The sequence below is a fragment of the Streptomyces genisteinicus genome (assembly GCF_014489615.1).
GTDB classification, from domain to species: Bacteria; Actinomycetota; Actinomycetes; order Streptomycetales; family Streptomycetaceae; genus Streptomyces; species Streptomyces genisteinicus.
The window spans coordinates 6,161,639-6,183,577 of record NZ_CP060825.1 but is presented as its reverse complement, the minus strand read 5'-3'; the positions used below and the strand labels follow the sequence as shown (position 1 = coordinate 6,183,577).

General features: G+C 73.4%; 18 protein-coding genes. 7 read left to right on the top strand and 11 right to left on the bottom strand.

All coding sequences use genetic code 11. The features are described from left to right. Positions 1 to 253: 253 nt before the first annotated feature. The 7 genes from IAG43_RS26560 to IAG43_RS26530 form a co-directional block, all read right to left on the bottom strand. The gene (locus IAG43_RS26560) at positions 254 to 1,654 is read right to left on the bottom strand and encodes an 8-oxoguanine deaminase (protein ID WP_187743195.1); all 1,401 of its coding nucleotides are present in this window, start codon (positions 1,652 to 1,654) and stop codon (positions 254 to 256) included. A 75-nt stretch (positions 1,655 to 1,729) separates the two neighbouring features. After that, positions 1,730 to 3,121 carry a nucleobase:cation symporter-2 family protein gene (locus IAG43_RS26555; RefSeq protein ID WP_187743194.1) on the bottom strand — a complete coding sequence of 464 codons (1,392 nt, stop codon included), beginning with the start codon at positions 3,119 to 3,121 and terminating at the stop codon, positions 1,730 to 1,732. Positions 3,122 to 3,194: 73 nt separating this feature from the next. Next, entirely contained in the window at positions 3,195 to 4,118 is a 924-nt protein-coding gene (pucL, locus tag IAG43_RS26550) for a factor-independent urate hydroxylase (RefSeq protein ID WP_187743193.1), read from the bottom strand. A 3-nt stretch (positions 4,119 to 4,121) separates the two neighbouring features. Beyond that, positions 4,122 to 4,514: a hydroxyisourate hydrolase gene (gene uraH, locus IAG43_RS26545; protein ID WP_187743192.1), complete on the bottom strand. Its 393-nt coding sequence runs from the start codon at positions 4,512 to 4,514 to the stop codon at positions 4,122 to 4,124. Continuing rightward, positions 4,511 to 5,023 (bottom strand): 2-oxo-4-hydroxy-4-carboxy-5-ureidoimidazoline decarboxylase, encoded by a 513-nt coding sequence (uraD, locus tag IAG43_RS26540; RefSeq protein WP_187743191.1) that lies wholly within the window; start codon positions 5,021 to 5,023, stop codon positions 4,511 to 4,513. The genes uraH and uraD overlap by 4 nt, the downstream gene beginning before the upstream one ends. 163 nt (positions 5,024 to 5,186) lie before the next feature. Next, positions 5,187 to 5,558: a helix-turn-helix domain-containing protein gene (locus tag IAG43_RS26535; RefSeq protein ID WP_187743190.1), complete on the bottom strand. Its 372-nt coding sequence runs from the start codon at positions 5,556 to 5,558 to the stop codon at positions 5,187 to 5,189. Then, positions 5,555 to 5,827 carry a YkoF family thiamine-binding protein gene (locus tag IAG43_RS26530; RefSeq protein ID WP_187744654.1) on the bottom strand — a complete coding sequence of 91 codons (273 nt, stop codon included), beginning with the start codon at positions 5,825 to 5,827 and terminating at the stop codon, positions 5,555 to 5,557. The genes IAG43_RS26535 and IAG43_RS26530 overlap by 4 nt, the downstream gene beginning before the upstream one ends. A 353-nt stretch (positions 5,828 to 6,180) precedes the next feature. Here IAG43_RS26530 and IAG43_RS26525 point away from each other — a divergent pair, with 353 nt between their 5' ends. The 4 genes from IAG43_RS26525 to IAG43_RS26510 all read left to right on the top strand — a co-directional run bounded on the left by IAG43_RS26525 (position 6,181) and on the right by IAG43_RS26510 (position 12,662). Then, the gene (locus IAG43_RS26525; protein WP_187743189.1) at positions 6,181 to 8,679 is read left to right on the top strand and encodes an FUSC family protein; all 2,499 of its coding nucleotides are present in this window, start codon (positions 6,181 to 6,183) and stop codon (positions 8,677 to 8,679) included. Between the two features lie 527 nt (positions 8,680 to 9,206). Beyond that, positions 9,207 to 10,046, top strand: coding sequence for a TIM barrel protein (locus IAG43_RS26520; protein WP_187743188.1), 840 nt, complete (start codon positions 9,207 to 9,209; stop codon positions 10,044 to 10,046). Positions 10,047 to 10,081: 35 nt separating this feature from the next. After that, a complete protein-coding gene (locus IAG43_RS26515; RefSeq protein WP_187743187.1) occupies positions 10,082 to 10,975 on the top strand; it encodes a 2-hydroxy-3-oxopropionate reductase in 894 nt (297 codons plus the stop codon). Between the two features lie 223 nt (positions 10,976 to 11,198). Then, the gene (locus IAG43_RS26510; RefSeq protein ID WP_187743186.1) at positions 11,199 to 12,662 is read left to right on the top strand and encodes a catalase; all 1,464 of its coding nucleotides are present in this window, start codon (positions 11,199 to 11,201) and stop codon (positions 12,660 to 12,662) included. A gap of 519 nt (positions 12,663 to 13,181) precedes the next feature. Here IAG43_RS26510 and IAG43_RS26505 read toward each other — a convergent pair. Both IAG43_RS26505 and gcl read right to left on the bottom strand, forming a co-directional pair. After that, the gene (locus IAG43_RS26505) at positions 13,182 to 13,736 is read right to left on the bottom strand and encodes a YdeI/OmpD-associated family protein (protein WP_425508656.1); all 555 of its coding nucleotides are present in this window, start codon (positions 13,734 to 13,736) and stop codon (positions 13,182 to 13,184) included. Positions 13,737 to 13,864: 128 nt separating this feature from the next. Further along, positions 13,865 to 15,652 carry a glyoxylate carboligase gene (gene gcl / locus IAG43_RS26500; protein ID WP_187743185.1) on the bottom strand — a complete coding sequence of 596 codons (1,788 nt, stop codon included), beginning with the start codon at positions 15,650 to 15,652 and terminating at the stop codon, positions 13,865 to 13,867. 317 nt (positions 15,653 to 15,969) lie between these two features. Here gcl and IAG43_RS26495 point away from each other — a divergent pair, with 317 nt between their 5' ends. After that, a complete protein-coding gene (locus IAG43_RS26495) occupies positions 15,970 to 16,683 on the top strand; it encodes a hypothetical protein (RefSeq protein WP_425508621.1) in 714 nt (237 codons plus the stop codon). Between the two features lie 121 nt (positions 16,684 to 16,804). Beyond that, the gene (locus IAG43_RS26490) at positions 16,805 to 17,605 is read left to right on the top strand and encodes a TIGR04222 domain-containing membrane protein (protein WP_187743184.1); all 801 of its coding nucleotides are present in this window, start codon (positions 16,805 to 16,807) and stop codon (positions 17,603 to 17,605) included. A gap of 68 nt (positions 17,606 to 17,673) precedes the next feature. Here the strand turns inward: IAG43_RS26490 and IAG43_RS26485 are convergent, their stop codons facing one another. Both IAG43_RS26485 and IAG43_RS26480 read right to left on the bottom strand, forming a co-directional pair. Next, positions 17,674 to 19,281, bottom strand: a complete 1,608-nt coding sequence (locus tag IAG43_RS26485) for an AMP-binding protein (RefSeq protein ID WP_187743183.1) — start codon at positions 19,279 to 19,281, stop codon at positions 17,674 to 17,676. Next, complete coding sequence (locus tag IAG43_RS26480) at positions 19,278 to 20,960, bottom strand: AMP-binding protein (protein WP_187743182.1); 1,683 nt, start codon at positions 20,958 to 20,960, stop codon at positions 19,278 to 19,280. The genes IAG43_RS26485 and IAG43_RS26480 overlap by 4 nt, the downstream gene beginning before the upstream one ends. A gap of 140 nt (positions 20,961 to 21,100) precedes the next feature. Between IAG43_RS26480 and IAG43_RS26475 the strand changes: the two genes are divergently transcribed. Next, a complete protein-coding gene (locus IAG43_RS26475; protein WP_187744651.1) occupies positions 21,101 to 21,904 on the top strand; it encodes a helix-turn-helix transcriptional regulator in 804 nt (267 codons plus the stop codon). Positions 21,905 to 21,939: the final 35 nt, after the last annotated feature.

Here is a 21,939-nt window from a genome sequence, read left to right as displayed (position 1 = left end):
GGGGGTGGTGCAGAGGTGCACGTACCGGTCGCCCGATCCGGTGGTGCGGGGGATGCGGCGCGGGTCGGCGGCGCGGGCGTGCGGCCCGGGTCGTCGGCGCGTGCCGGGTGGCGACCCGTGTCGTTGACACGAGTCACCGTCACCGGGAGGCGCGCGGTTCGGACCGCGCACCCCCCGGTTTCGGCTGCCGTGGACCCCGCTCGGGTCCACGGCCGCCGGCCGGGGGCCGTCCCCCCCGGCCGGAGTCGGGGGGTCAGGCCTGGGCGGCGATCCGCGCCAGGCGCCTCGCCTCGTCCCGCGTGGAGCGGGCGACGGCGTCCTCGTCCACCGTCGTGAGACGGCTGTCCTCGACGACGGGCCGGCCGTTCACGAGGGAGAGGGTGACCGGTGCGGCGGCTCCGAAGACGAGCGCGACGACCGGGTCGGCGATGGAGGAGTGGGCCAGCGTGTCGAGCTTCCACAGCACCAGGTCGGCCAGCTTGCCGGGCTCCAGGGAGCCGATCGCCTCGGCGCGGCCGAGGACCTGCGCTCCGCCGTGGGTGCCCAGGCGCAGGGCCTGACGGGCGTTCAGGGCGGCCTCGCGATGGGCGCCGAGACGGTTGATCAGCAGGGCGTTGCGCAGCTCGGTGTGGAGTTCGCCGGACTCGTTGGAGGCGGTGCCGTCGACGCCGAGACCGACCGGGACGCCGGCCTTCAGCATGTCCGGGACGCGGGCGATGCCGGCGGCGAGGCGGGCGTTGGAGGACGGGCAGTGGGCGACGCCGGTGCGGGTGCGGGCGAACGCCTCGATGTCGGAGTCGTTCATGTGGACGCAGTGCGCCATCCACACGTCCTCGCCGAGCCAGCCGGTCGACTCGAAGTAGTCGGTGGGCCCCATGCCGAAGAGTTCCTTGCAGAACTGCTCCTCCTCGACGGTCTCCGAGCCGTGGGTGTGCAGGCGCACCCCGAGCGAGCGCGCGAGTTCGGCGCCCCGCCGGAGCAGGTCGGTGGAGACGGAGAAGGGGGAGCACGGGGCGACGGCGACCTGGGTCATCGCGTCGAAGGAGGCGTCGTGGTGACGCTTGACGGTCTCCTCGGTGGCGGCCAGGGCGCCGTCGAGGGTCTCGACCGCGAAGTCCGGCGGCAGGCCGCCGTCCTTCTCGCTGCGGTCCATGGAGCCTCGGGCGAGGGTGAAGCGCACACCCATGTCGCGGGCGGCGCCGATGATGGCGCCGGAGAGGTCGCCGGAGCCCTCGGGGAAGACGTAGTGGTGGTCCATGGCGGTGGTGACGCCGCCGCGGGCCATCATGGCGAGTGAGCCCTGCGCGGCGGCCCGCACCATCGGCTCGTCGATCCGCGCCCAGGTCGGGTAGAGGGCGACCAGCCAGTTGAAGAGGTTGTGGTCGGTGGCGAGGCCGCGGGTGATCCACTGGTAGAAGTGGTGGTGGGTGTTGACCAGGCCCGGGGTGACGAGGTGGCCCGTGCCGTCGATCCGGCGGACGACGTTCTCCAGTCCGGCGGGGGCGTCGCCCGCGCCGACGGACTCGATGCGGTTGCCGGCCACCACGACATGGCCCGAGGCGTACTCGGTGTCATGGGCGTCGACGGTGGCGATGGCGCAGTTCTCGATGACGATGCGCTCGGTCGCGCCGTCGGGGGTTGCCGAAGGTGCCATGGTGCTTCCTTCATCTGTCGGTTGTGGCGGCGGTCCCCCGGGCCGGCCGGACCGGGGGGAGGGCACGGCAGGACCCTAGGAGGATTTGAGTGCCACAGCCGGGCGGCTGCGGGTGCCGAGATGGTGGAAGAACAGGTTGAGCGTGACGGCGACGAGCGCTCCGGCGCTGATCCCGGAGCCGAGCACGGTCTGCGCCCAGGCGGGGAACTGGGCGTAGAAGGTGGGTGCGGCAAGCGGGATGATGCCCGCGCCGAGGGCCACGGCGACCAGGATGATGTTGGAGCTGTCGTCGAGTCCGGCCTCGGAGAGGGTGCGGATGCCGCTGACGGCGATGGAGCCGAACAGGACGATGCCGGCGCCGCCGAGGACCGGCATCGGCACGAGCGAGACGACGGCGCCGAGGACGGGGAAGGCGCCGAGGACGAGCAGGGCGGCGCCGGCGACGGCCACCACGTAGCGGCTGCGGACCCGGGTGAGGGAGACGACGCCGACGTTCTGCGCGAAGGCGGAGGTGGGGAAGCCGCCGAAGACGGGGCCGACGAGGGTGGCGATGCCGTCGGTGCGCAGTCCGCGGGTGATGGTGCGGCCGTCGCTGCGGCGGTCGCAGATCTCGCCGAGGGCGAGCATCCCGGCGCTGGACTCGGTCATCAGCACCAGCATGACGATGCACAGGGAGAGGATGGCGGCGGGCTGGAACTCGGGTGCGCCGAAGGCGAAGGGGCTGGGCAGTGCGGCCACGGGCGCCTCGCGCAGGGCCGAGAAGTCGGCCATGCCGAAGGGGATCGCGGCGAGGGTGCCGATGAACAGGCCGAGCAGCAGGGCGACCTGTTTGACGAAGCCGCGTCCGAAGCGCTGGAAGAGCAGGATGACGACGAGGGTGAACGCGGCCAGGGCCAGGTACTTCGTCGCCCCGAAGTCCGCGGCGGTGGCGTCGCCGCCCTGCGCCCAGGAGACGGGCACCGGCATCAGGGTCACGCCGATGAGGGTGATGACGACGCCCGTGACGAGGGGCGGGAAGAAGCGCAGCAGCCGTCCGAAGAAGGGGCCGACGAGGAGGCAGAACACACCGGCGATCATCACCGCGCCGTAGATGGCGGGAAGTTGGCGGCCCGGGGCGCTGGTCTCGGCGATGGCGAGCATCGGGGCGATACCGGCCGAGGAGGCGGCGTTGACGAACGGGAGCCGGTTGCCGGCGATGTTCGCGACGCCGACGGTCTGCAGGATCGTGGCGAGGCCCGCGATCAGCAGGCTCGCGGCGATCAGCCGGGTCATGCCGGCGGCGTCGAGCCCGACGGCCTGGCCGATGATCAGCGGAGGGGTGACGACGCCCGCGTACATGGCGGCGATGTGCTGGAGTGCGGCGGGAACGAGCCGCGCGAGGGGGAGTTTCTCGTCCACCGGGTGGACGTCGGGCGTGGGATGCGTGTCCGGTGCCGGGTGAGCCGGCCCCGTTGCGGGCTGTGCCATGGGTCTTCCCTCCGGCCCGCGGACCGCCCCGCCCGACAGCGGGCGGGCGGGGCGGCGGGCGGCCTGGCGTCCGTCAGAGGTTGGTCATGTCGACCGGGATCCGCGGTTCGACGCCGTCCCGGAGCACGGTGGCCTCGATCAGGCCGTAGGGGCGGTCCGCCGCGAAGTAGACCTCGTTGTCGTTCTTGAGCCCGAACGGTTCGAGGTCCACCAGGAAGTGGTGCTTGTTGGGGAGCGAGAAGCGGATCTCGTCGATCTCGCTGCGGCTGTTGATGATCCGCGAACCCATCTGGTACAGGGTCTGCTGGAGCGAGAGCGAGTAGGTCTCGGCGAAGGCCTGGAGCATGTGCTTCCTGGCCTGGGCGTACGACTTCTCCCAGTTGGGCATGCGCTCCTCGTCCGAGGTCCAGTTGTACCGCCACTGGGCGGCCACCTGGGTGGCGAGGATGCGGTCGTACGCCTCCTTCAGCGTCGTGTACTTGTCCTTGACGTAGCCCCAGAACTCGGAGTTCGTCGAGTTCATCACGACCAGGTCCTTGAGGCCGGAGATGACCTGCCACGAGGTGCCGTCGTAGGTGATCTCGGTGGTGCGCGTCTCCTGGCCCTGGCGGACGAAGGAGTGCTTGACCTCGTCGGCCCCGATGAACTTGGAGTTGCCGTCGGAGGTCGCGATGCGCTCCCAGGCGTACTCCTCGATGCGGATGCGCGCCCGGTGGATCGGCTCCTGGCTCGTCACGAAGTGGCGGGCGAGGTGGATGCCGAACTGCTCGGCGGACTCGATGCCGTACTCCTTGGCGAACGCGTACACCGTGTTCTTGGTGGTGTCGGTCGGCAGGACGTTGGCGTTCGAGCCGGAGTAGTGGACCTCCTCCATGTCGCCGGAGAGGGCGACGGAGACGTTGAGGTCCTTGATGTGGTGGGTGTCCCCGTCCCGCGTGATCTTGACGACGCGGTTCTCTGCCTTGCCGTACTGGTTCTGTCCCAGAATCGTGGGCATCTGCTAGCTCCCTCGGTATACGGAGTAGCCGAACGGGTTGAGCAGCAGCGGTACGTGGTAGTGCTCGCCCGGCACGACGGCGAACGTGATCGCCACCTCCGGGAAGAACACGCCGCTGTCCCGATTCGCGGGGGCGTCCTGCTGCGCCTCGGCGTCTTGCTTCTTCACGAAGTACGCCTCGGTCTCGAAGTCGAGGCGTACGTGGGTCGTTCCCTCCGGCAGGGCCGGGAGGTCCTTGCACCGTCCGTCCGCGTCGGTGGCCGAGCCGCCGAGCGGCTGCCACGCGGCCGCCGGCCCCCCACGGGCCGACAGCGCGATGGCGACGCCTTCCGCGGGGCGTCCGGCGCTGGTGTCCAGGATGTGCGTGGACACCGATGCGGTGGTTTCGGTACTCATGCTTCTTCCTGCTCTACGAGGCGGGTCAGACGGATGCGGTTGATCTTGCCCAGTTCGGTGCGGACGATCTCCCGCTCCTGTTCGGGCGAGTTGCCGATCCGCTCCCGCAGGGCGTCCCGCATCTGCTCACCGGTGCGGCCGGTGGCGCAGATCAGGAAGACATGGCCGAACCTGTCCTGGTAGGCCAGGTTCAGTTCGAGCATCTCGGCCTTCAGGTCCTCGGACGCCCCGGCCATTCCGCTCTGTTCGCGGGAGGAGGTCGGGTCGCCGGGCTTGGGCCTGCCGATGGGCGGGTGGCCGGCCATCGCCTCGGCGAGGTCCTCGGCCGTCAGCTCCGCCGTGGCGGTGTCACTGGCGGCGAAGAGGGCCTCGGTGCCGGCGTACGGCCGCTGGGCGAGGATCTTGCTCGCCCACGCGCCGCTGGCGCAGACCTCGCGCAGCGCGGTGTCGGCCGCGCTGTCCTCGGAGGCGTTGAACCGGGCGAGGCCCGGGTTCTCAAGTGCAGTCACGGGAGCCTCCGTGGCTTGATCATCTCGGTGCGTCGGACGGGCTGCGGATAGCTAACGCCCTCAGGAACACGACGTCAACACTTTGTTGAAAAGTCGCGGACACAAAAGCCGCCGTCCGGAACACCGGACGACGGCTCGTGATCTGCGGCCCCTGGGCGGCGGCTCAGTCGCCCTTCGCCGCGTTCTCCCTGTTCAGGTAGTTGTACACGGTGAAGCGGCTGACTCCCAGCGCGCCGGCCACCGTCTCCACGCCGTGACGCACCGAGAACGCACCCCGCGCCTCCAGCGTCCGGACCACCGACTGCTTGGTCCTGCGGTCCAGCTCGGCGAGCGGCCGGCCGTGCTGCCGCTCCAGCGCGGCGAGAATGTGGTCGAGGGAGTCCGCCAGCTGCGGCAGCCGCACCGCGACCACCTGTTCGCCCTCCCACTGGAGGACGACGTCGTCCTCGCGGGCGTCGCCGGGCTCGATCAGCGTCCCGCCCATAGCGTCGACGAGCGGCTTGACCGCCTGCGCGAGCGCGTGGTCGAGGCTCATCCCTGGCCCTCCGCGGCGCCGGCGGCCTCCGTGCCGACCACGTTGACCTGGAGGGAGACCCGGGTCGCCCCGTTGTCCAGCGCCTCGCGCAGCAGCGCGCCGACGGCCTCCAGCACCTCGTCGCCGCCGCCCTCGGCCGTGTTGCCGAACGGACCGACGTCCACCCTGTCCAGGCCCGCCCCCTCGACGACCTCGCGGGCGGCCAGCGCGTGCGCGGGCGGTTCGTCGAGGTCGAACGGTTCGGTCGTGAACTCCACTCTCAGTCGCACCATGCCCCCAAGGTAGCCCTCGGGCGGGCGGGGTTCCCCGGGGGCGGGGGATTCCCGCCCCCGGGGGCCGCGGGGCCGGGGCTCGGGTGCGGGAGGTGCGTCGCGCGGGCCGGTGGCGGCGAGGGACGTGGGCGTGGTCCGGCCGCCCGGTGCCGGCCGCAGGCCGTGCGCAGGTCTGCGGCCGTGTCCTCGATCGCCGGACGCGCTTGTTCCTCCGCCCGTCCGGCGATGGGGGACGACCGCGCGCGACGCGGTGCCGCGACCACCGGCCCGCGCGACGCCGCCGCGCCCGCCTCACGACACGACCCCGCACCGGGCCGCCGCGCGGCGGCCCCGCCCGTAGGCTCGGCGGGGTGAGATGGCTGCGGGTCCTCGGGGCGATCCTGCGCGCCGGGCTGACGATCGAGCGCACCCGGCTCGAACCCCTGGTGGCGCTGCGCGCCGCCGCCGGAGTGGCGATCGTCGTCGGGCTGTTCCTGTGGCTCGTCTCCCCCGCGTACGCCGCCTCCTCCGCCCTCGGCGCGTTCTCCGCCGGCACCGCGACGTTCCAGCGCAGCTGGCGCCCGCGGAAGGTGCTCGCACTCGGCGCGGGGGCCGGGCTCGCGGTGAGCACCTTCTGCGGATACGTGGCCGCCGGACATCCGGTGTCGTTCCTGCTGGTGCTCGCCACCTGGACCTTCCTCGCCGGCATGGCGTGGTCGGCCGGGCCGACGGCGGGGATCGTCTCCTGCGCCACGGTCGCGGCGATGCTCGTCACCGTCACCCTGCCCACCTCGGTCGCCGAGGCGCTGGAGCACGCCGGCGTCATCGCCTTCGGCGGACTGGTGCAGGCGGCGCTGATCTGGGTGTTCCCCATCCGCCGCTGGGGCGCGCACCGGGACGCCCTCGCCGACGCCTTCGCCGCACTGGCGGACTTCTCCCGGCGGCTGCGGCACGACCCGTCGGCCGCCTTCGACGCCGAGCCCATGACCGTCGCCCGCGACGCGGCGACACTCACCCCCTCGCAGGCCCGGCGCCGCCCCGCCGTACTGCACGGGTCGCGCGGCCTCGCCGAACGCATCCGGCCGGTGCTCGCCACCCTCGCCGACCCCGAGGTCGGCGCGCCCGCCGAGGGCCCCGGACGGGACCGGGCCCGGGACCTGCTGGCCACCGCCGCGGGCATCCTCGACGCCGCCGCCCGCGCGATCCGCCGGGGCGAACCCGTGAGCGTGCCGGAGGACTCCGTCGAGAACCTGCGGCGCGACACCCGGGCTCCGGGGAAGGTCGAGGGGGACGCGCAGGACACCGACGCCGGGTACGCGGAGTTCGCCGGGTACGCCGGATACGACGGGGCCGCCGACCCGGGCGCGCTCCGGGGCTCGGCGCTGCGCGCCGCCCGGCGCCTCGCCGACCTGCTGGAGCAGGCCGTCGAGATCGCCGACAGCGGAGACGCCCTCGCCCCCACCCGGGCCGGCGGGCAGGGCGACGCCCGGCCGCTGCGGCGGCCCACCCTGCTGCGACTGGTCCCCGTGCTGCACAAGGCGTTCCGCCGCGAGCTGCGCCGGGACTCCCCGGTGCTGCGCCACGCGGTGCGCCTGTCGGCGGTGGCCTGCGCCGGCTACGGCATCGGCTCCGCCGTCTCGCCGGACCACGGCTACTGGGTGCCGATCACGGCCGTGATGGTGATGCGTCCGGACTTCCACCAGACGTACTCACGGGCGGTGGCACGCCTCGCGGGCACGGCGGTGGGCGTCGGGCTCGCCACGGCCGCCGTGCAGTTCGCCCAGCCCGGCTCGTGGGTCACCGGGGCGCTGGCGGTGCTGGCCGCGGGACTCACGTACCTGCTGATGCGCACCGGGTACGCCGCGTCCCAGTGCTTCACCGCGGCGTACGTGGTCCTCCTGCTCGGGCTGGGGGGCGAGACCTGGCAGGAGACGGCCGGCGACCGGGTGCTGCTGACCCTGCTCGGCGGCGCGATGGCGATGACCGCGTACGCCCTCTTCCCGGCCTGGGAGACACCCCGCATCCTCGACCGGCTCGCCGACCGCCTGGACGGGACCAGCCGGTACGCGGCGGCGGTGGTGCGCGGCTACGCGGAGCCGGCCACGGAGAGCAGGGCGGAGGTCCATGACGCGCTGCTCGCGGGCCGCGCGGCGGACGCGGCGTGGAACGAGGCGTTCCTGAAGGCGAAGCAGGAGCCGGTCCTCCACCCGGGCCTCACCCGGGAGGAGGCGGAGGACGCGGACGACGCGCTGACGTCGCTGGGGCGTGCGGCGATGCTGCTGGAGACGCATCTGCCCGGCCCGGACGCCCGCCCGTCCCCCGGCGCGAGCCGCTTCGCGGACGCACTGGAGGCCGACACGGAGCAGGCCGTCCGCGATGTGCGCCGCCGCCGGGCACTGGACTGGGACCGGGTGGAACAGGCGCTCGACGAGTGGAGCGACAACGACGACCCGGTCGTCCGGGGTGCTGCCGAGCTCCAGACGCGGGCCCTGGACGAGCTGACGGCCGCGGTGAGCCGCTCGCCGCTGGAGCAGGACGTGGAGCCCACCCGCCAGGTCCGGCGCATCCAGCGCGAGGTCGAGGCGGAGGAGTCCGGCACCCCGCCGGCGACGGCCCTCACGGACCGCACCCCGCCCCAGGACGACTCCGCGCCGGGGACGGCCGCCGAGGAGGACGGCGGCCCGCCCGCGGCACCGCTCCCCGCGGAGGAGGCCGAGGGCGGACCGCCGCCGCGGGCGGAGGCGGACGGCGAGCCGGCCCCGGCCCGCGACGGCGAGCCGCGCCCGGCCGGCCCCGGACCCACCGGCTCCCCCCACGAGGGCCGGGACGACGGCACCCCGCGCCCGACGGGGCGGGACGCGGACGGCTGAGAGCCCTTCGGCGAGCCGGGACCGCTCACCGACCGGACGACCGCTCACCCCACCGCCCCGCACGCGGCCGGAGCAGGCCCCACGCCCTCCGCGCAGCCCGCGCACCGCGCCCCGGACCGACGGACCTGCCGACCGCGGCCCGGCCGCGCGCCGCGCCCGCGCTCGCCGCCCCACCGGCGGCGCCGGCCCGTGTCAGCGGCCGCGTCCGCAGCGTGCCCCGTCCGCGAACCGGTCCGGCGAACCCGGCGACCCACGCGCCGCCGCGGGCACCCGCGCGTGGCCGCGCGGTGCCGTCCGGTCGGCGCCGCGCGTCCGACACCCGCCCCGCCCCCGCCCCACTGACCTGCACCGAAGCACGACGGGACCGCGCCCACGCTCCCCGGCGCGGGCCGCCCGGGGAGTGCCCCGCGCGGCACTCGCCCCGCCGGGATTTTTGCCGGGGCGTCTTGACAGGCTCCGCACCCCCTGAGCAGAATTCCATTAAGCAGAAAGAAACTTCCGCAATACGGAAGGAGCGCACAGCCCTCATGGGATACTCGGACCAGCGCTTCGATGTGAACCTCTCGATCCTCTTCACGGAACTCCCGCTCCTGGAGCGCCCCGCGGCCGCCGCCGCGGCCGGCTTCACGGCGGTCGAGCTGTGGTGGCCCTGGATCGACACCCCCACCCCGCCGCAGGAGGAGCTCGACGCCCTCAAGAAGGCGCTCGACGAGGCCGGCACGCAGCTGGTGGGTCTGAACTTCTACGCCGGCGAGCTGCCCGGACCGGACCGGGGGGCGCTCTCGCTGCCCGGCGAGGAGTCCGACCGCTTCCGTGCCAACATCGAGGTGGCCGCCGACTTCGCCGCCTCGGTGGGCTGCACGGCGCTCAACGCCCTGTACGGCAACCGCATGGACGGCGCCGACCCGCAGGTCCAGGACGCCCTCGCCCTGGAGAACCTCGTCCTGGCGGCCCGCGCGGCCGACCGGGTCGGCGCGATCCTGCTCGTCGAGACCCTCAACAAGCCGGAGTCGCCGCTGTACCCGCTGGTCAGCGCGCCCGCCGCGATCGACGTCGTCGACAAGGTGAACGCGGCGACCGGCCTCGGCAACGCCAAGTTCCTGCTGGACGTCTACCACCTGTCGATGAACGGCGAGAACGTCTCCGAGGTCATCGCCGCGTACGCGGACCGGACCGGCCACGTGCAGATCGCCGACAACCCCGGCCGCGGCGCGCCCGGCACCGGCGCGCTGCCGCTGGAGCAGCTCCTCGACGAACTGAAGGCCGCCGGGTACGAGGGCTTCGTCGGCCTGGAGTACAAGGCGGGCGACCGGCCGTCCGCGGAGTCCTTCGACTGGCTCCCGGCCGCGGCGCGCGCCGCCAACTGACCTCACGCAGTACCTGTTTCGAGAAAGGCACCCTCATGAGCAGCTCCCTCCCCAAGATCGCGTGGATCGGTCTCGGCATCATGGGCTCCCCCATGTCCGAGAACCTGCTGAAGGCGGGCTACTCCGTCACCGGCTTCACGCTGGAGCAGGACAAGCTGGACCGCCTCGCCGCGGCCGGCGGCACCGCCGCCGCGTCGATCGCCGAGGCGGTCGCCGACGCCGACGTCGTCATCACGATGGTGCCCGCGTCCCCGCAGGTCGAGGCCATCGCCTACGGCCCCGACGGCATCCTGGCCAACGCGAAGCGGGGCGCCCTGCTGATCGACATGTCGTCGATCACGCCGCAGACCTCGATCGACCTCGCGAAGGCCGCCGCCGAGAAGGACATCCGCGTGCTGGACGCCCCCGTCTCCGGCGGCGAGGCGGGCGCGATCGAGGCCGTGCTGTCCATCATGGTCGGCGGCGAGCAGGCGGACTTCGACACCGCCGAGCCGATCCTCCAGGCCCTGGGCAAGACCATCGTGCTGTGCGGTCCGCACGGTTCGGGCCAGACGGTGAAGGCCGCCAACCAGCTGATCGTCGCCGTCAACATCCAGGCCTGCGCCGAGGCCGTGGTCTTCCTGGAGAAGTCCGGGGTCGACCTGGCGGCCGCGCTGAACGTGCTGAACGGCGGCCTGGCCGGCTCGACCGTGCTGACCCGCAAGAAGGACAACTTCCTGAACCGGGACTTCAAGCCCGGCTTCCGCATCGACCTGCACCACAAGGACATGGGCATCGTGACCGACGCCGCCCGTACCGTCGGCGCGGCGCTCCCGGTGGGCGCGGTCGTCGCCCAGCTGGTCGCCTCGCTGCGCGCCCAGGGCGACGGCGGCCTCGACCACTCGGCGCTGCTGCGCGCGGTCGAGCGCCTCTCCGGCGACCAGGTCTGATCCGGCAGCCCCTCCCCCGCCGCCGCCCGGCTTCCGCCGGGCGCGGCCCCGAGACCCCGGTCGGCGTCGGCGCTGACACCTGTCCTGTCGCGCCCAGGCGCCGGCGCCGGCCGGAACATCTCCCACCGCTTTCAACAAACTGTTGACGTTTTCTTCGCGGCGAATCTACGCTCCTCGAACCGTCAGCCAGTGCAGCTCCCGTACGGAAGGCCGAACCGATTCCATGACGCAGCGCGTGCTTACCACCGAGTCAGGCGCCCCGGTCGCCGACAACCAGAACTCCGCCACCGCCGGTGTCGGCGGCCCGCTCCTCCTCCAGGACCAGCACCTGCTGGAGAAGCTCGCGCGCTTCAACCGTGAGCGGATCCCGGAGCGCGTGGTGCACGCCCGCGGTTCCGGCGCCTACGGATACTTCGAGGTCACCGACGACGTCACCGCGTACACCCGGGCCGACTTCCTCTCCGAGGTGGGCCGGCGCACCCAGACGTTCCTGCGCTTCTCCACCGTGGCCGACTCGCTCGGCGGCGCGGACGCGGTCCGCGACCCGCGCGGCTTCGCCCTGAAGTTCTACACCGAGCAGGGCAACTACGACCTGGTCGGCAACAACACCCCGGTCTTCTTCATCAAGGACCCGGTCAAGTTCCCGGACTTCATCCACTCCCAGAAGCGCGACCCGTTCACGGGCAAGCAGGAGCCGGACAACGTCTGGGACTTCTGGGCCCACGCCCCCGAGGCCACCCACCAGGTGACCTGGCTGATGGGCGACCGCGGCATCCCCGCCTCGTACCGCCACATGAACGGCTACGGCTCGCACACCTACCAGTGGACCAACGCCGAGGGCGACGCCTTCTTCGTGAAGTACCACTTCAAGACCAACCAGGGCGTGCGCTCGCTCTCCTCCGAGCAGGCCGCCGAACTGGTCGGCCAGGACGCCAACTCCCACCAGACGGACCTGCTCCAGGCCATCGAGCGCGGCGTGAACCCGTCCTGGACGCTGTACGTGCAGATCATGCCCGCCGCCGAGGCCGCGGAGTACCGCTTCAACCCGTTCGACCTCACCAAGGTGTGGCCGCACGCCGACTACCCGCTCCAGCGGGTGGGCCGCCTGGTGCTCGACCGCAACCCCGACAACGTCTTCGCCGAGGTCGAGCAGGCCGCGTTCTCGCCGAACAACTTCGTGCCGGGCATCGGCCCCTCGCCGGACAAGATGCTCCAGGGCCGCCTGTTCGCCTACGCCGACGCCCACCGCTACCGGCTCGGTGTGAACCACACCCAGCTTCCGGTGAACGCGCCGAAGGCGGTGGCCGGCGGGGCCGACAACTACGGCCGGGACGGTCTGATGGCCACCCGCAACGGCTCGCGCCACGACAAGAACTACGAGCCCAACTCGTACGCCGGCCCGGCCCAGACGGACGCCGCGCTCTCCGCGCCGCTCGCGATCCACGGATGGACCGGGACCCACGCCGCACCCGCGCACGTCAAGGACGACGACTTCTTCCAGGCGGGCGAGCTGTACCGGCTGATGTCCGAGGAGGAGAAGCAGCGCCTGGTCGCGAACATCGCCGGAGGCCTCTCCCAGGTCAGCCGCGACGACGTGGTCGAGAAGAACCTGGCCCACTTCCACGCCGCCGACCCGGACTACGGCAAGCGCGTGGAGGCGGCGGTCCGCGCCCTGCGCGAGGACTGAGCCACCGAGCTGCGTGCGGGGCATGACGGGAGGTCTGCCCCGCGCGCGAGCCCCGCGCCGTGCGGCCCGATGAGGGGTGGCCGTACGGCGCGGCGCAGGTGAGGACCGCGGCGGTCGGGAGATGCCAGTGCGGTGGTGAAGGCCACCGGCGCCCTCTCCGACCTGACGTGAGGAACGCCGGGCGGTCAATCGCCCCCGCCGCGGTCCCGGCCTCACCCGGAAATCCGTCCGGCGGTGCGAATGTTCCACCCAGTCGGCCTCGCACCGTCGGGCGGTCACACCGTCCGGGCGGCACCCACCCTCACTCCTCCCGGCCCGGGCGCGCGGCCGGTATACGGTCTCCCGTACCGCGCGTCCGACGTCAGGGCCCGGCCTCCGCACAGAGGCCGGGCCCTGACGTGTGTCCGGGGACCGGCCCCGGGTCGCGGCGGGTGCGGTGCGCCCCGGGCCATGCCGGGTGCGGGTCGCGCCGCTCGGACACGGCGGGTCCGGGTCGCGCCGCTCGGGCCCGCGCCCCCGTCAGGGCGCGCGTTCGCCGGCCGCCAGGGCGGTGACGGCACGCTCCAGGCGGGCACGGCGGGTGCGGTCGGTCCCGGCCTTCAGCAGGCCGAGGACGACGCGGTAGCGCTCGGTCCTGCCGAGCGCCTCGAACGCCTCCCGGGCCGCGGCGTTCTCCGCGAGCGCGGCCCGCAGGTCGTCGGGGACGCCTGCCTCGCGCTGCGAGGCGTACGCCGCGTCCCAGCGGCCGTCCGCACGGGCCGCCGCCACCTCCGCGAGTCCCGGCTCGCGCATCCGGCCCGCCGCCGTCAGCTCGGCGACGCGGGCGATGTTCACCTGGGACCAGGTGCTGCGGGGCCTGCGGGGCGTGATCCGCTGCAGATAGCGCACCCCGTCGCCGGCCCGCCGCAGGCCGGTGATCCAGCCGTGGCAGAGCGCGGCGTCGTTGACCTCGCCGGCCGTCGGCGAGGGCACCCCCGAGCCCTTCCGGGCGATCGCCACCCACAGGCCCGCGGCCGTGCCGTGGTGCTCCTCCAGCCAGCGCTCCAGGCCTGCCAGGTCGTCGAAGGCCACCAGCGGCAGCCCGTCCGGCGTCTCGATGGGGGCCTCCCCGTGTCCGGTGGCGGGAAAGGCAGCAGCATACGCGAGGGGCCGTCCACCGGATCGGTGAACGGCCCCAGGGCGTACGGCGGTCGGCGTGTCCGTCAGACCTTGAGCGGGCTGACGGCCGTCGGCGCGTGACCGGGCTCGGTGGCCAGCTCCTCGAACTCGGAGATGTCGCTGATGTCCATCGTCCGGCTCATGGAGATGTTGGTGATGCGCTCCAGGATCGCCTCGACGACGACCGGCACCCGGTACTCGGCGGCGAGCTTCTTCGCCTCCTCGAACGCCGGCAGCAGCTGGTCGGGCTCGGTGACCCGGATCGCCTTGCAGCCGAGGCCCTCGACGACCTTGACGTGGTCGACGCCGTAGACGCCGAGCTCCGGTGCGTTGATGTTCTCGAACTCCAGGTTGACCTGGAAGTTGATGTCCAGGCCGATCTGGGCCTGGCGGATCAGGCCCAGGTAGGAGTTGTTCACCAGGACGTGGACGTAGGGGATGCGGTGCTGGGCGCCGACGGCCAGTTCCTCGATCATGAACTGGAAGTCGTAGTCGCCGGAGAGCGCGACGACCTGGGCCTCGGGGTCGGCGGTGGCCACGCCGAGGGCGGCGGGGATCGTCCAGCCGAGCGGTCCGGCCTGGCCGCAGTTGATCCAGTGGCGGGGCTTGTAGACGTGCAGCATCTGCGCGCCCGCGATCTGGGAGAGACCGATGGTCGTGACGTAGCGCGTCTCGGGGCCGAAGGCGCGGTTCATCTCCTCGTAGACGCGCTGCGGCTTGAGCGGCACGTTGTCGAAGTGGGTGCGGCGCTGGAGGGTGGCCTTGCGCTCGGCGGCGGAGGCGATCCACGCGCTCCGGTCGGGCAGCCGGCCCTCGGCCTTCAGCTCCTTCGCGACCTCGACGAAGAGTTCCAGGGCGGCCTTCGCGTCGGAGGCGATGCCGTAGTCCGGGGCGAAGATCTTGCCGATCTGGGTGGGCTCGATGTCGACGTGGACGAACTTCCGCTCGCCGCGGTAGACGTCGAGCTTGTAGCCGGTGTGGCGGTTGGCCCAGCGGTTGCCGATGCCGAGGACGAAGTCGGACTCCAGGAAGGTCGCGTTGCCGTAGCGGTGCGAGGTCTGGACGCCGACCATGCCGGCGTTGAGCTCGTGGTCGTCCGGGATGGTGCCCCAGCCCATCAGGGTGGGGATGACCGGGGTGCCGGTGATCTCGGCGAACTCGACCAGCAGCGCGGACGCGTCGGCGTTGACGATGCCGCCGCCGGCGACGATCAGCGGACGCTCGGACTCCAGCAGGAAGCCGATCGCCTTCTCGATCTGGGCCCGGGTCGCCGTCGGCTTGTACACCGGCAGCGGCTCGTAGGTCTCCGGGTCGAAGTCGATCTCGGTGAGCTGGACGTCGATGGGCAGGTCGATCAGGACCGGGCCGGGACGGCCGGAGCGCATCAGGTGGAACGCCTGCTGGAACACGCCCGGGACCTGCGCGGCCTCCAGGACGGTGGTGGCGGCCTTGGTGACCGGCTTCGCGATGGACGCGATGTCGACGGCCTGGAAGTCCTCCTTGTGGATCACCGCGACCGGGGCCTGGCCGGTGATGCACAGGATCGGGATCGAGTCGCCGATCGCGGAGTACAGGCCGGTGATCATGTCGGTGCCGGCCGGGCCCGACGTGCCGATGCAGACACCGATGTTGCCCGGGTGGGTACGGGTGTAGCCCTCCGCCATGTGGGAGGCGCCCTCGACGTGGCGGGCGAGCGTGTGGTCGATGCCGCCGCCGGCCTGGAGGGCCTTGTAGAAGGGGTTGATCGCGGCGCCCGGCACTCCGAACGCGTGGGTGACGCCTTCACGCTTGAGGATCTCAACTGCCGCTCGGGCGGCGGTCATACGAGGCATGGGGTGCTCCTGCTCCGGCCTGGGGGATCGGGCTCCGTCGCGCCACCTGGGAACGCCCGATTCCGTGTCGGTCTCACTACTTCCGCATTGCGGAATTAATGTTCTGCTATGTGGAATCAATCTAAATCGCCGGACGGACCGCGTCAAGGGAGACGGCCCAGCACGCCCCGACAAGGGGCGGAGGCCGGAGCACGCCAGCGCACAAGGGGGCGCAGTCGGGGAAGTGCCTCCCCAACTCCCCGTCCGTGATGGACGATGGGCAGCAGCCGCGACCGTCGAGGGGGAGTCGCGGCACCCCGGAGAGAAGGTGTGCCGCGATGATCGAGAGCGTGCCGGTCCGCTGCCCGGCCTGCCGCCGCGACCACCTCTACGCGGCGCCCGTCTACCCGTGCGCCTGCGGCGCCCCGCTCACACCCCCGCTGCTGCGCGCCGCTCCCCCGGAACCGATCACCCACCGCACCTGGACGGACGACTGGGTGACCGTCCGCTGCCCGTCCTGCGAGAGACAGGACCAGTGGCCCCAGCCGGAACTCGGCTGCCCGTGCGGCACCGTGCTGCGGATCGCCGTCCGCCCCGTGAGCGCACCCGCCCGGCCCGCCGGGACCGCTGCGCCCGCGCCCGCGCTCCCGCCGCCCCCGCCCGCGGCCGCCCGCCCCTCGTTCCGGCCCGTCACCATCCGCACCGCCCGCGACGCCGTGACGGCGGCCGCGATGTACCTGCGCTGGCTCGGCTTCGCCGACGTCGTCCGGCCGGGGAACGCCGCGAGCGCCGGCATCGACCTGCGCGGCACCGGGGTCGTCGCCCAGGTCGACCCCTCCACCCGCCCCACCTCGCTGCGCGACGTCGAATGCCTCTGGCTCAACGGCCTGGCCGCCTCCGCCCACAGCGTCTGCTTCTCGCTGGCCGGATACGCGGACGAGGCGCGCGCCCGGGCCGACGGCCTCGGCATCCCGCTCTTCGTCATGGACCTCACCGGCTGCCCGCAGCCCGTCAACGCCCCGGCGGACGAACTCATCATGACCGTCACGTAGCGGACGGACCGGGCGAACGCTCAAGTAAGGCTCAGAAAAGGCGCGTTCGGGGATCACACCCCGCAGGGACGGGCATACCTGTCCCAGGGGCGCACACCGCCCCACGGGGGAGGTGGGCGCGATGCCCGTCGACATGTGGTGGTTCATCGGAGCGGCCTGGGCACTGCTCGCGGCGGCGGGCCTGCTGCTGCTCGCCCCGGCGCCGGACGCGCGGCACACCGGCGGGCCGCCCGACGCCCAGTCCGTCGCCCTGCTCCGCGGCGGCCGCCGCGCGGCGGTGACCGTGGCCCTGGTCGCGCTCCAGCAGCGCGGCGCCGTCACCAGCGGACGCCGGGGCACGGTACGGGTCGACGGCTGGGGCACCGCCGTGCGCGACCCGCTCCAGCTCGCCGTGCACACCTCGCTGCGGCGGGCCCCGGGGATACGGCTGCTGCTCACCGCGCCCCGGGTGCGCCGAGCGCTCGACGGGCTCCGCGACGGCTGCGCGCGGGCGGGCCTGCTGCGCGCCAACGGGCGCTGGCGGACCGCCCGGGCCCTGCTGTACGCCGTGCCGGTGGCGCCCGCCGCCGGACTGCTGCTCACCCGGCCCGCGCCGGCGGAGGTCCCGGCCGGGCTCACCGCCCTGACCGTCGCGGCGGCCGCCGCGCTGTGGCGGGTGCGCCGCCAGACACCCGCCGGCCGGCGCCTGCTCGCGGCCCTGAGGGCCGCCCACCCCCTGGAGACCCGCCGCGTGTCGGGCCCCCGCGCCCTGATGTCCGTCGCCCTCCACGGCGACCGGGCCCTGCTGCTCCACGCGCCCCACTTCGCCCGCGACGGCGGCCTGCTCGGCACGGGCGACGGCGACCGGCGCCTCACCGGCCTCGTCCCGGACGAACGCGCCTCGGGCGGGGGCAAGGCCCCGGGAGCGGGCGACCCGGCCTGACGGTCACGGGAGACCCCGGCCACGAGGTGCCGGTGCCCGCCCGGTGGACGCCGGGCGGGCCCCGGCGCTCACTCCCCGAAACGGCGGCGGAGTTCGACCTTGCGGACCTTGCCGCTGACCGTCATCGGGAACTCGTCGAGGATCTCCAGCCGGCGCGGGATCTTGTAGTGCGCCAGCCGCTCGCGGCAGAACGCGGTGATGTCCTCCAGCGAGGGCGGGGCGCCGGCGTCCCGGGGGACGACGCAGGCCAGGATCTCCTCCCCGTAGCGGTCGTCCGGCACGCCGACCACCTGCACGTCGGCGATCCCGGGATGGGCGTGGAGGAACTCCTCGATCTCCCGCGGGTACACGTTCTCCCCACCGCGGATGATCATGTCCTTGATCCGGCCGACGATCTGGACGCAGCCGTCCTCGCGCATCACCGCGAGGTCGCCGGTGTGCATCCAGCGGCCCGCGTCGACGGCCTCGGCGGTCTTCTCCGGCTGCTCCCAGTAGCCGAGCATCACGCTGTAGCCGCGGGTGCACAGTTCGCCCGCCTCGCCGCGGGGCAGCGTCACCCCGGTCACCGGGTCGGCGATCCTCACCTCGATGTGCGGAAGGACCCGGCCCACCGTGCCCGTGCGGCGCTCCAGGTCGTCGTCGCGACGGGTCTGGGTGGAGACGGGGGACGTCTCGGTCATGCCGTAGCAGATGGAGACCTCCGCCATGTGCATCTCGGTGACCACCCGCTTCATGACCTCGACCGGGCACGGCGACCCAGCCATGATCCCGGTGCGCAGGGTGGAGAGGTCGTACGAGCCGAAGTCCGGGAGGTTCAGTTCGGCGATGAACATGGTGGGCACCCCGTACAGCGAGGTGCACCGCTCCTGTTCGACCGCGCGCAGCGTCGCCGCCGGGTCGAACGACGGGGCGGGGATCACCATGCACGCACCGTGCGAGGTGGCCGCCAGATTCCCCATGACCATGCCGAAGCAGTGGTAGAAGGGCACCGGGAGGCACACCCGGTCGCGCTCCGTGTAGGCGATCGTCCCGCCGACGGAGTAGCCGTTGTTCAGGATGTTGTGGTGGGAGAGCGTCGCGCCCTTGGGGAAGCCGGTGGTGCCGGAGGTGTACTGGATGTTGACGGGGTCGTCGCAGGACAGCAGGGCCTCGCGCGCGGCCAGTTGCGCGTCGTCGACGGTGCGGGCGGCGTCGAGGAGGAGGTCCCAGGAGCCGTCCCCGATGTAGTGGACGGCCCGCAGCCCGGGGCACTCGCCGCGCACGGACTCCACCATCGCGCGGTAGTCGCTGGTCCGGTGGCTCTGCGAGGCGACGAGCAGCGAGACGCCCGCCTGGCCGAGCACGTACGCGAGCTCGTGGGCGCGGTAGGCCGGATTGATGGTGACCATGACGGCGCCGATACGGGCGGTGGCGTACTGGACCAGCACCCACTCCGCGCAGTTGACCGCCCAGATCCCGACCCGGTCGCCCTTGGCGACCCCGGAGCCGAGCAGGCCCCGGGCGAGCTGCCGCACGGCGTCCCCGAACTCGGCGTAGGTCCAGCGGGTGCCGGCGGCGACGTCGACCAGGGCCTCCCGGTCGGGCCAGGCGGCGACCGCCCGGTCGAGGTTCGCGCCGATGGTGTCCCCGAGCAGCGGGGTGTCCGAGGCTCCGTGCGCGTACGACAGGGCGGTCACCGCAGGTCTCCTTCCGCGTACTCGGCGGCCGAGCCCTCGGCCGTCAGCCGCCGGAGCTCGACCCGGCGGATCTTCCCCGACACGGTCTTGGGCAGGTCGGCGAACTCCAGCCGCCGGATGCGCTTGTAGGGCGCGAGAACGGCCCGCGAGTGCTCGAACAGCAGCCGGGCGGTCTCCGGTCCGGGCTTCCATCCCTCGGCGAGCACCACGTACGCCTTCGGCACCGCGAGGCGCAGCGGGTCGGGGGCGGGCACCACGGCGGCCTCGGCGACGGCCTCGTGTTCGAGCAGGGCGCTCTCCAGCTCGAAGGGGCTGATCTTGTAGTCGCTCGCCTTGAACACGTCGTCGGAACGGCCGATGTAGGTGATGTAGCCGTCGTCGTCGCGGGAGCCGATGTCGCCGGTGCGGTAGAAGCCCCCGGCCATCGCCTCGGCGGTGCGTTCCGGGTCGCCGTGGTAGCCGGTCATCAGGCCGACCGGCGCCGTGGTGAGGTCGAGCGCGATCTCGCCCTCCCGCGCCCCGGGTTCGCCCGTGACGGGGTCGAGGAGCTCCACCGTGTAGCCGGGGCTGGGGCGGCCCATGGAGCCGCTCTTCAGCGGCTGGCCGGGGCTGTTGGAGACCTGTACGGCGGTCTCGGTCTGGCCGAACCCGTCGCGGACGGCGACGCCCCAGGCGCGGCGGACCGCTTCGACGACCTCCGGGTTGAGCGGCTCCCCGGCGGCGACGACCTCGCGCGGCGGCGTGGCGAGGGAGCCGAGGTCGGCCTGGATCAGCATGCGCCACACCGTCGGCGGGGCGCAGAAGCTGGTGACGCCGGCCCGGTCCATCTCGGCCATCAGCCGGGCGGCGTCGAACCGGGAGTAGTTGTGGATGAAGACGGTGGCCTCGGCGTTCCACGGGGCGAAGAGGTTCGACCAGGCGTGCTTGGCCCAGCCGGGCGAGGAGATGTTCAGGTGGACGTCACCGGGCTTCAGGCCGATCCAGTACATGGTCGCCAGGTGCCCGACCGGATAGGACACGTGGGTGTGCTCGACCAGTTTGGGGCTCGCCGTGGTGCCGGAGGTGAAGTAGAGCATCAGGGTCGCGTCGGACCGGGTCGGCCCGTCGGGTGCGAAGACGCCGGGGGCGGCGTCGGCCGCGGCGTACGGGAGCCAGCCCTCCGCGCCCTCCGGGTCGCCGGCGCAGATGCGGGTGAGGTCGCCGGGGACGGCCGCGAACCTGGCGGTGTCCTCGGGGCGGGCGACGATGTGCCGGACGCGGCCGCGCTCCACCCGGTCGAGGAGGTCGGCGGGGCCGAGCAGCGGGGTCGCCGGGATCACGACGGCGCGCAGCTTCATGGCGGCGAGCGCGGTCTCCCAGAGTTCGGTCTGGTTGCCGAGCATGACGAGGATGCGGTCGCCGGCCGTGACGCCCTGTGCGCGGAGCCAGTTGGCGACCTTGTCGGAGCGGCGGGCCATGGCGGCGAAGCTCACCCGGACCTCGGTGCCGTCCTCCTCCACGATGTGCAGGGCCGTGCGGTCGTTGTCCCGTGCGATGACGTCGAACCAGTCGAGCGCCCAGTTGAAGTGCTCGAACCGGGGCCAGGCGAAGCCGTCCCGGGCCGCCGCCCAGTCCTCCCGGTGTCGCAGCAGGAAGTCCCGGGCCGACCGGAACCTCTCCGTCGCGCTGCCTGACGTCATGTGTCCTCCTCGTTGCGGGACCGGCGTCCGCCATCGTGTAATCGGTGACGCAGATCTCACTACCCCCGGACGGGGGTGTCGTCCCCGGGCGGCGCCGACAGGAGGGACGACGCGTGACAGGAGCCGGCGGAGCGGCGGAGATGCGGACGGCACTGCTGCGGCTGAGGCGTTCGACCGGGCTGCCCGTCGCGTTCGGCGGCCTCCTCGACGGCGGCGGTCCGCTGCGCATCGCGGAGCTGACGGGCGCGGCCACGGGCGCGCTGCGGGGCCTGGCGATCCGCAGCGGCAACGGGCTCGGCGGCCGGTCGATGGCGCTGTCCCGGCCGTGCGCGGTGGCCGACTACCCGCAGGCCCGCCACATCAGCCACGAGTACGACGCGGCCGTGGCGGCCGAGGGGCTGCGGTCCGTGGTCGCCGTCCCGGTCGTCGTGGGCCGCGCGGTGCGGGGCGTCCTGTACGGGGCGCTGAGGCAACCGCTGGCGCTCGGCGACCGGGTGCTCGACGCGGCGGTCGCGGCGGCCCGGGACGTGGAGCAGGCGCTCGCCGTCAGGGACGGGACCGAGGCGGCGATCGCCGCGGTCCGGGAGCCGCCCGGCGGTGAGCCGGGCGCCTGGGAGGCGGTCCGCGAGGCCCACGGCGATCTGCGGGCGCTGGCGCCCCGGATCACCGATCCGGCGCTGCGCGAGGAGCTGCTGGAGGTGTGCGCACGGCTCGCCGGGGCGGGCGGAGGGCGGCCGGCGGGACCGGCCGCGGCCCTCGCGCCGCGCGAACTGGACGTGCTGAGCTGCGTGGCGGGCAGCGCGACCAACGCGTCCGCCGCCGCCCGGCTCGGGCTGCGGCAGGAGACGGTCAAGAGCTACCTGCGGTCGGCGATGCGCAAGCTGGGGGTGCGCACCCGTCTGGAAGCCGTGACGGCGGCCCGCCGGGCGGGGCTGCTTCCGTAGCGCGACGCGGCGGGGGCCGCCGGGGGCGGCACGAG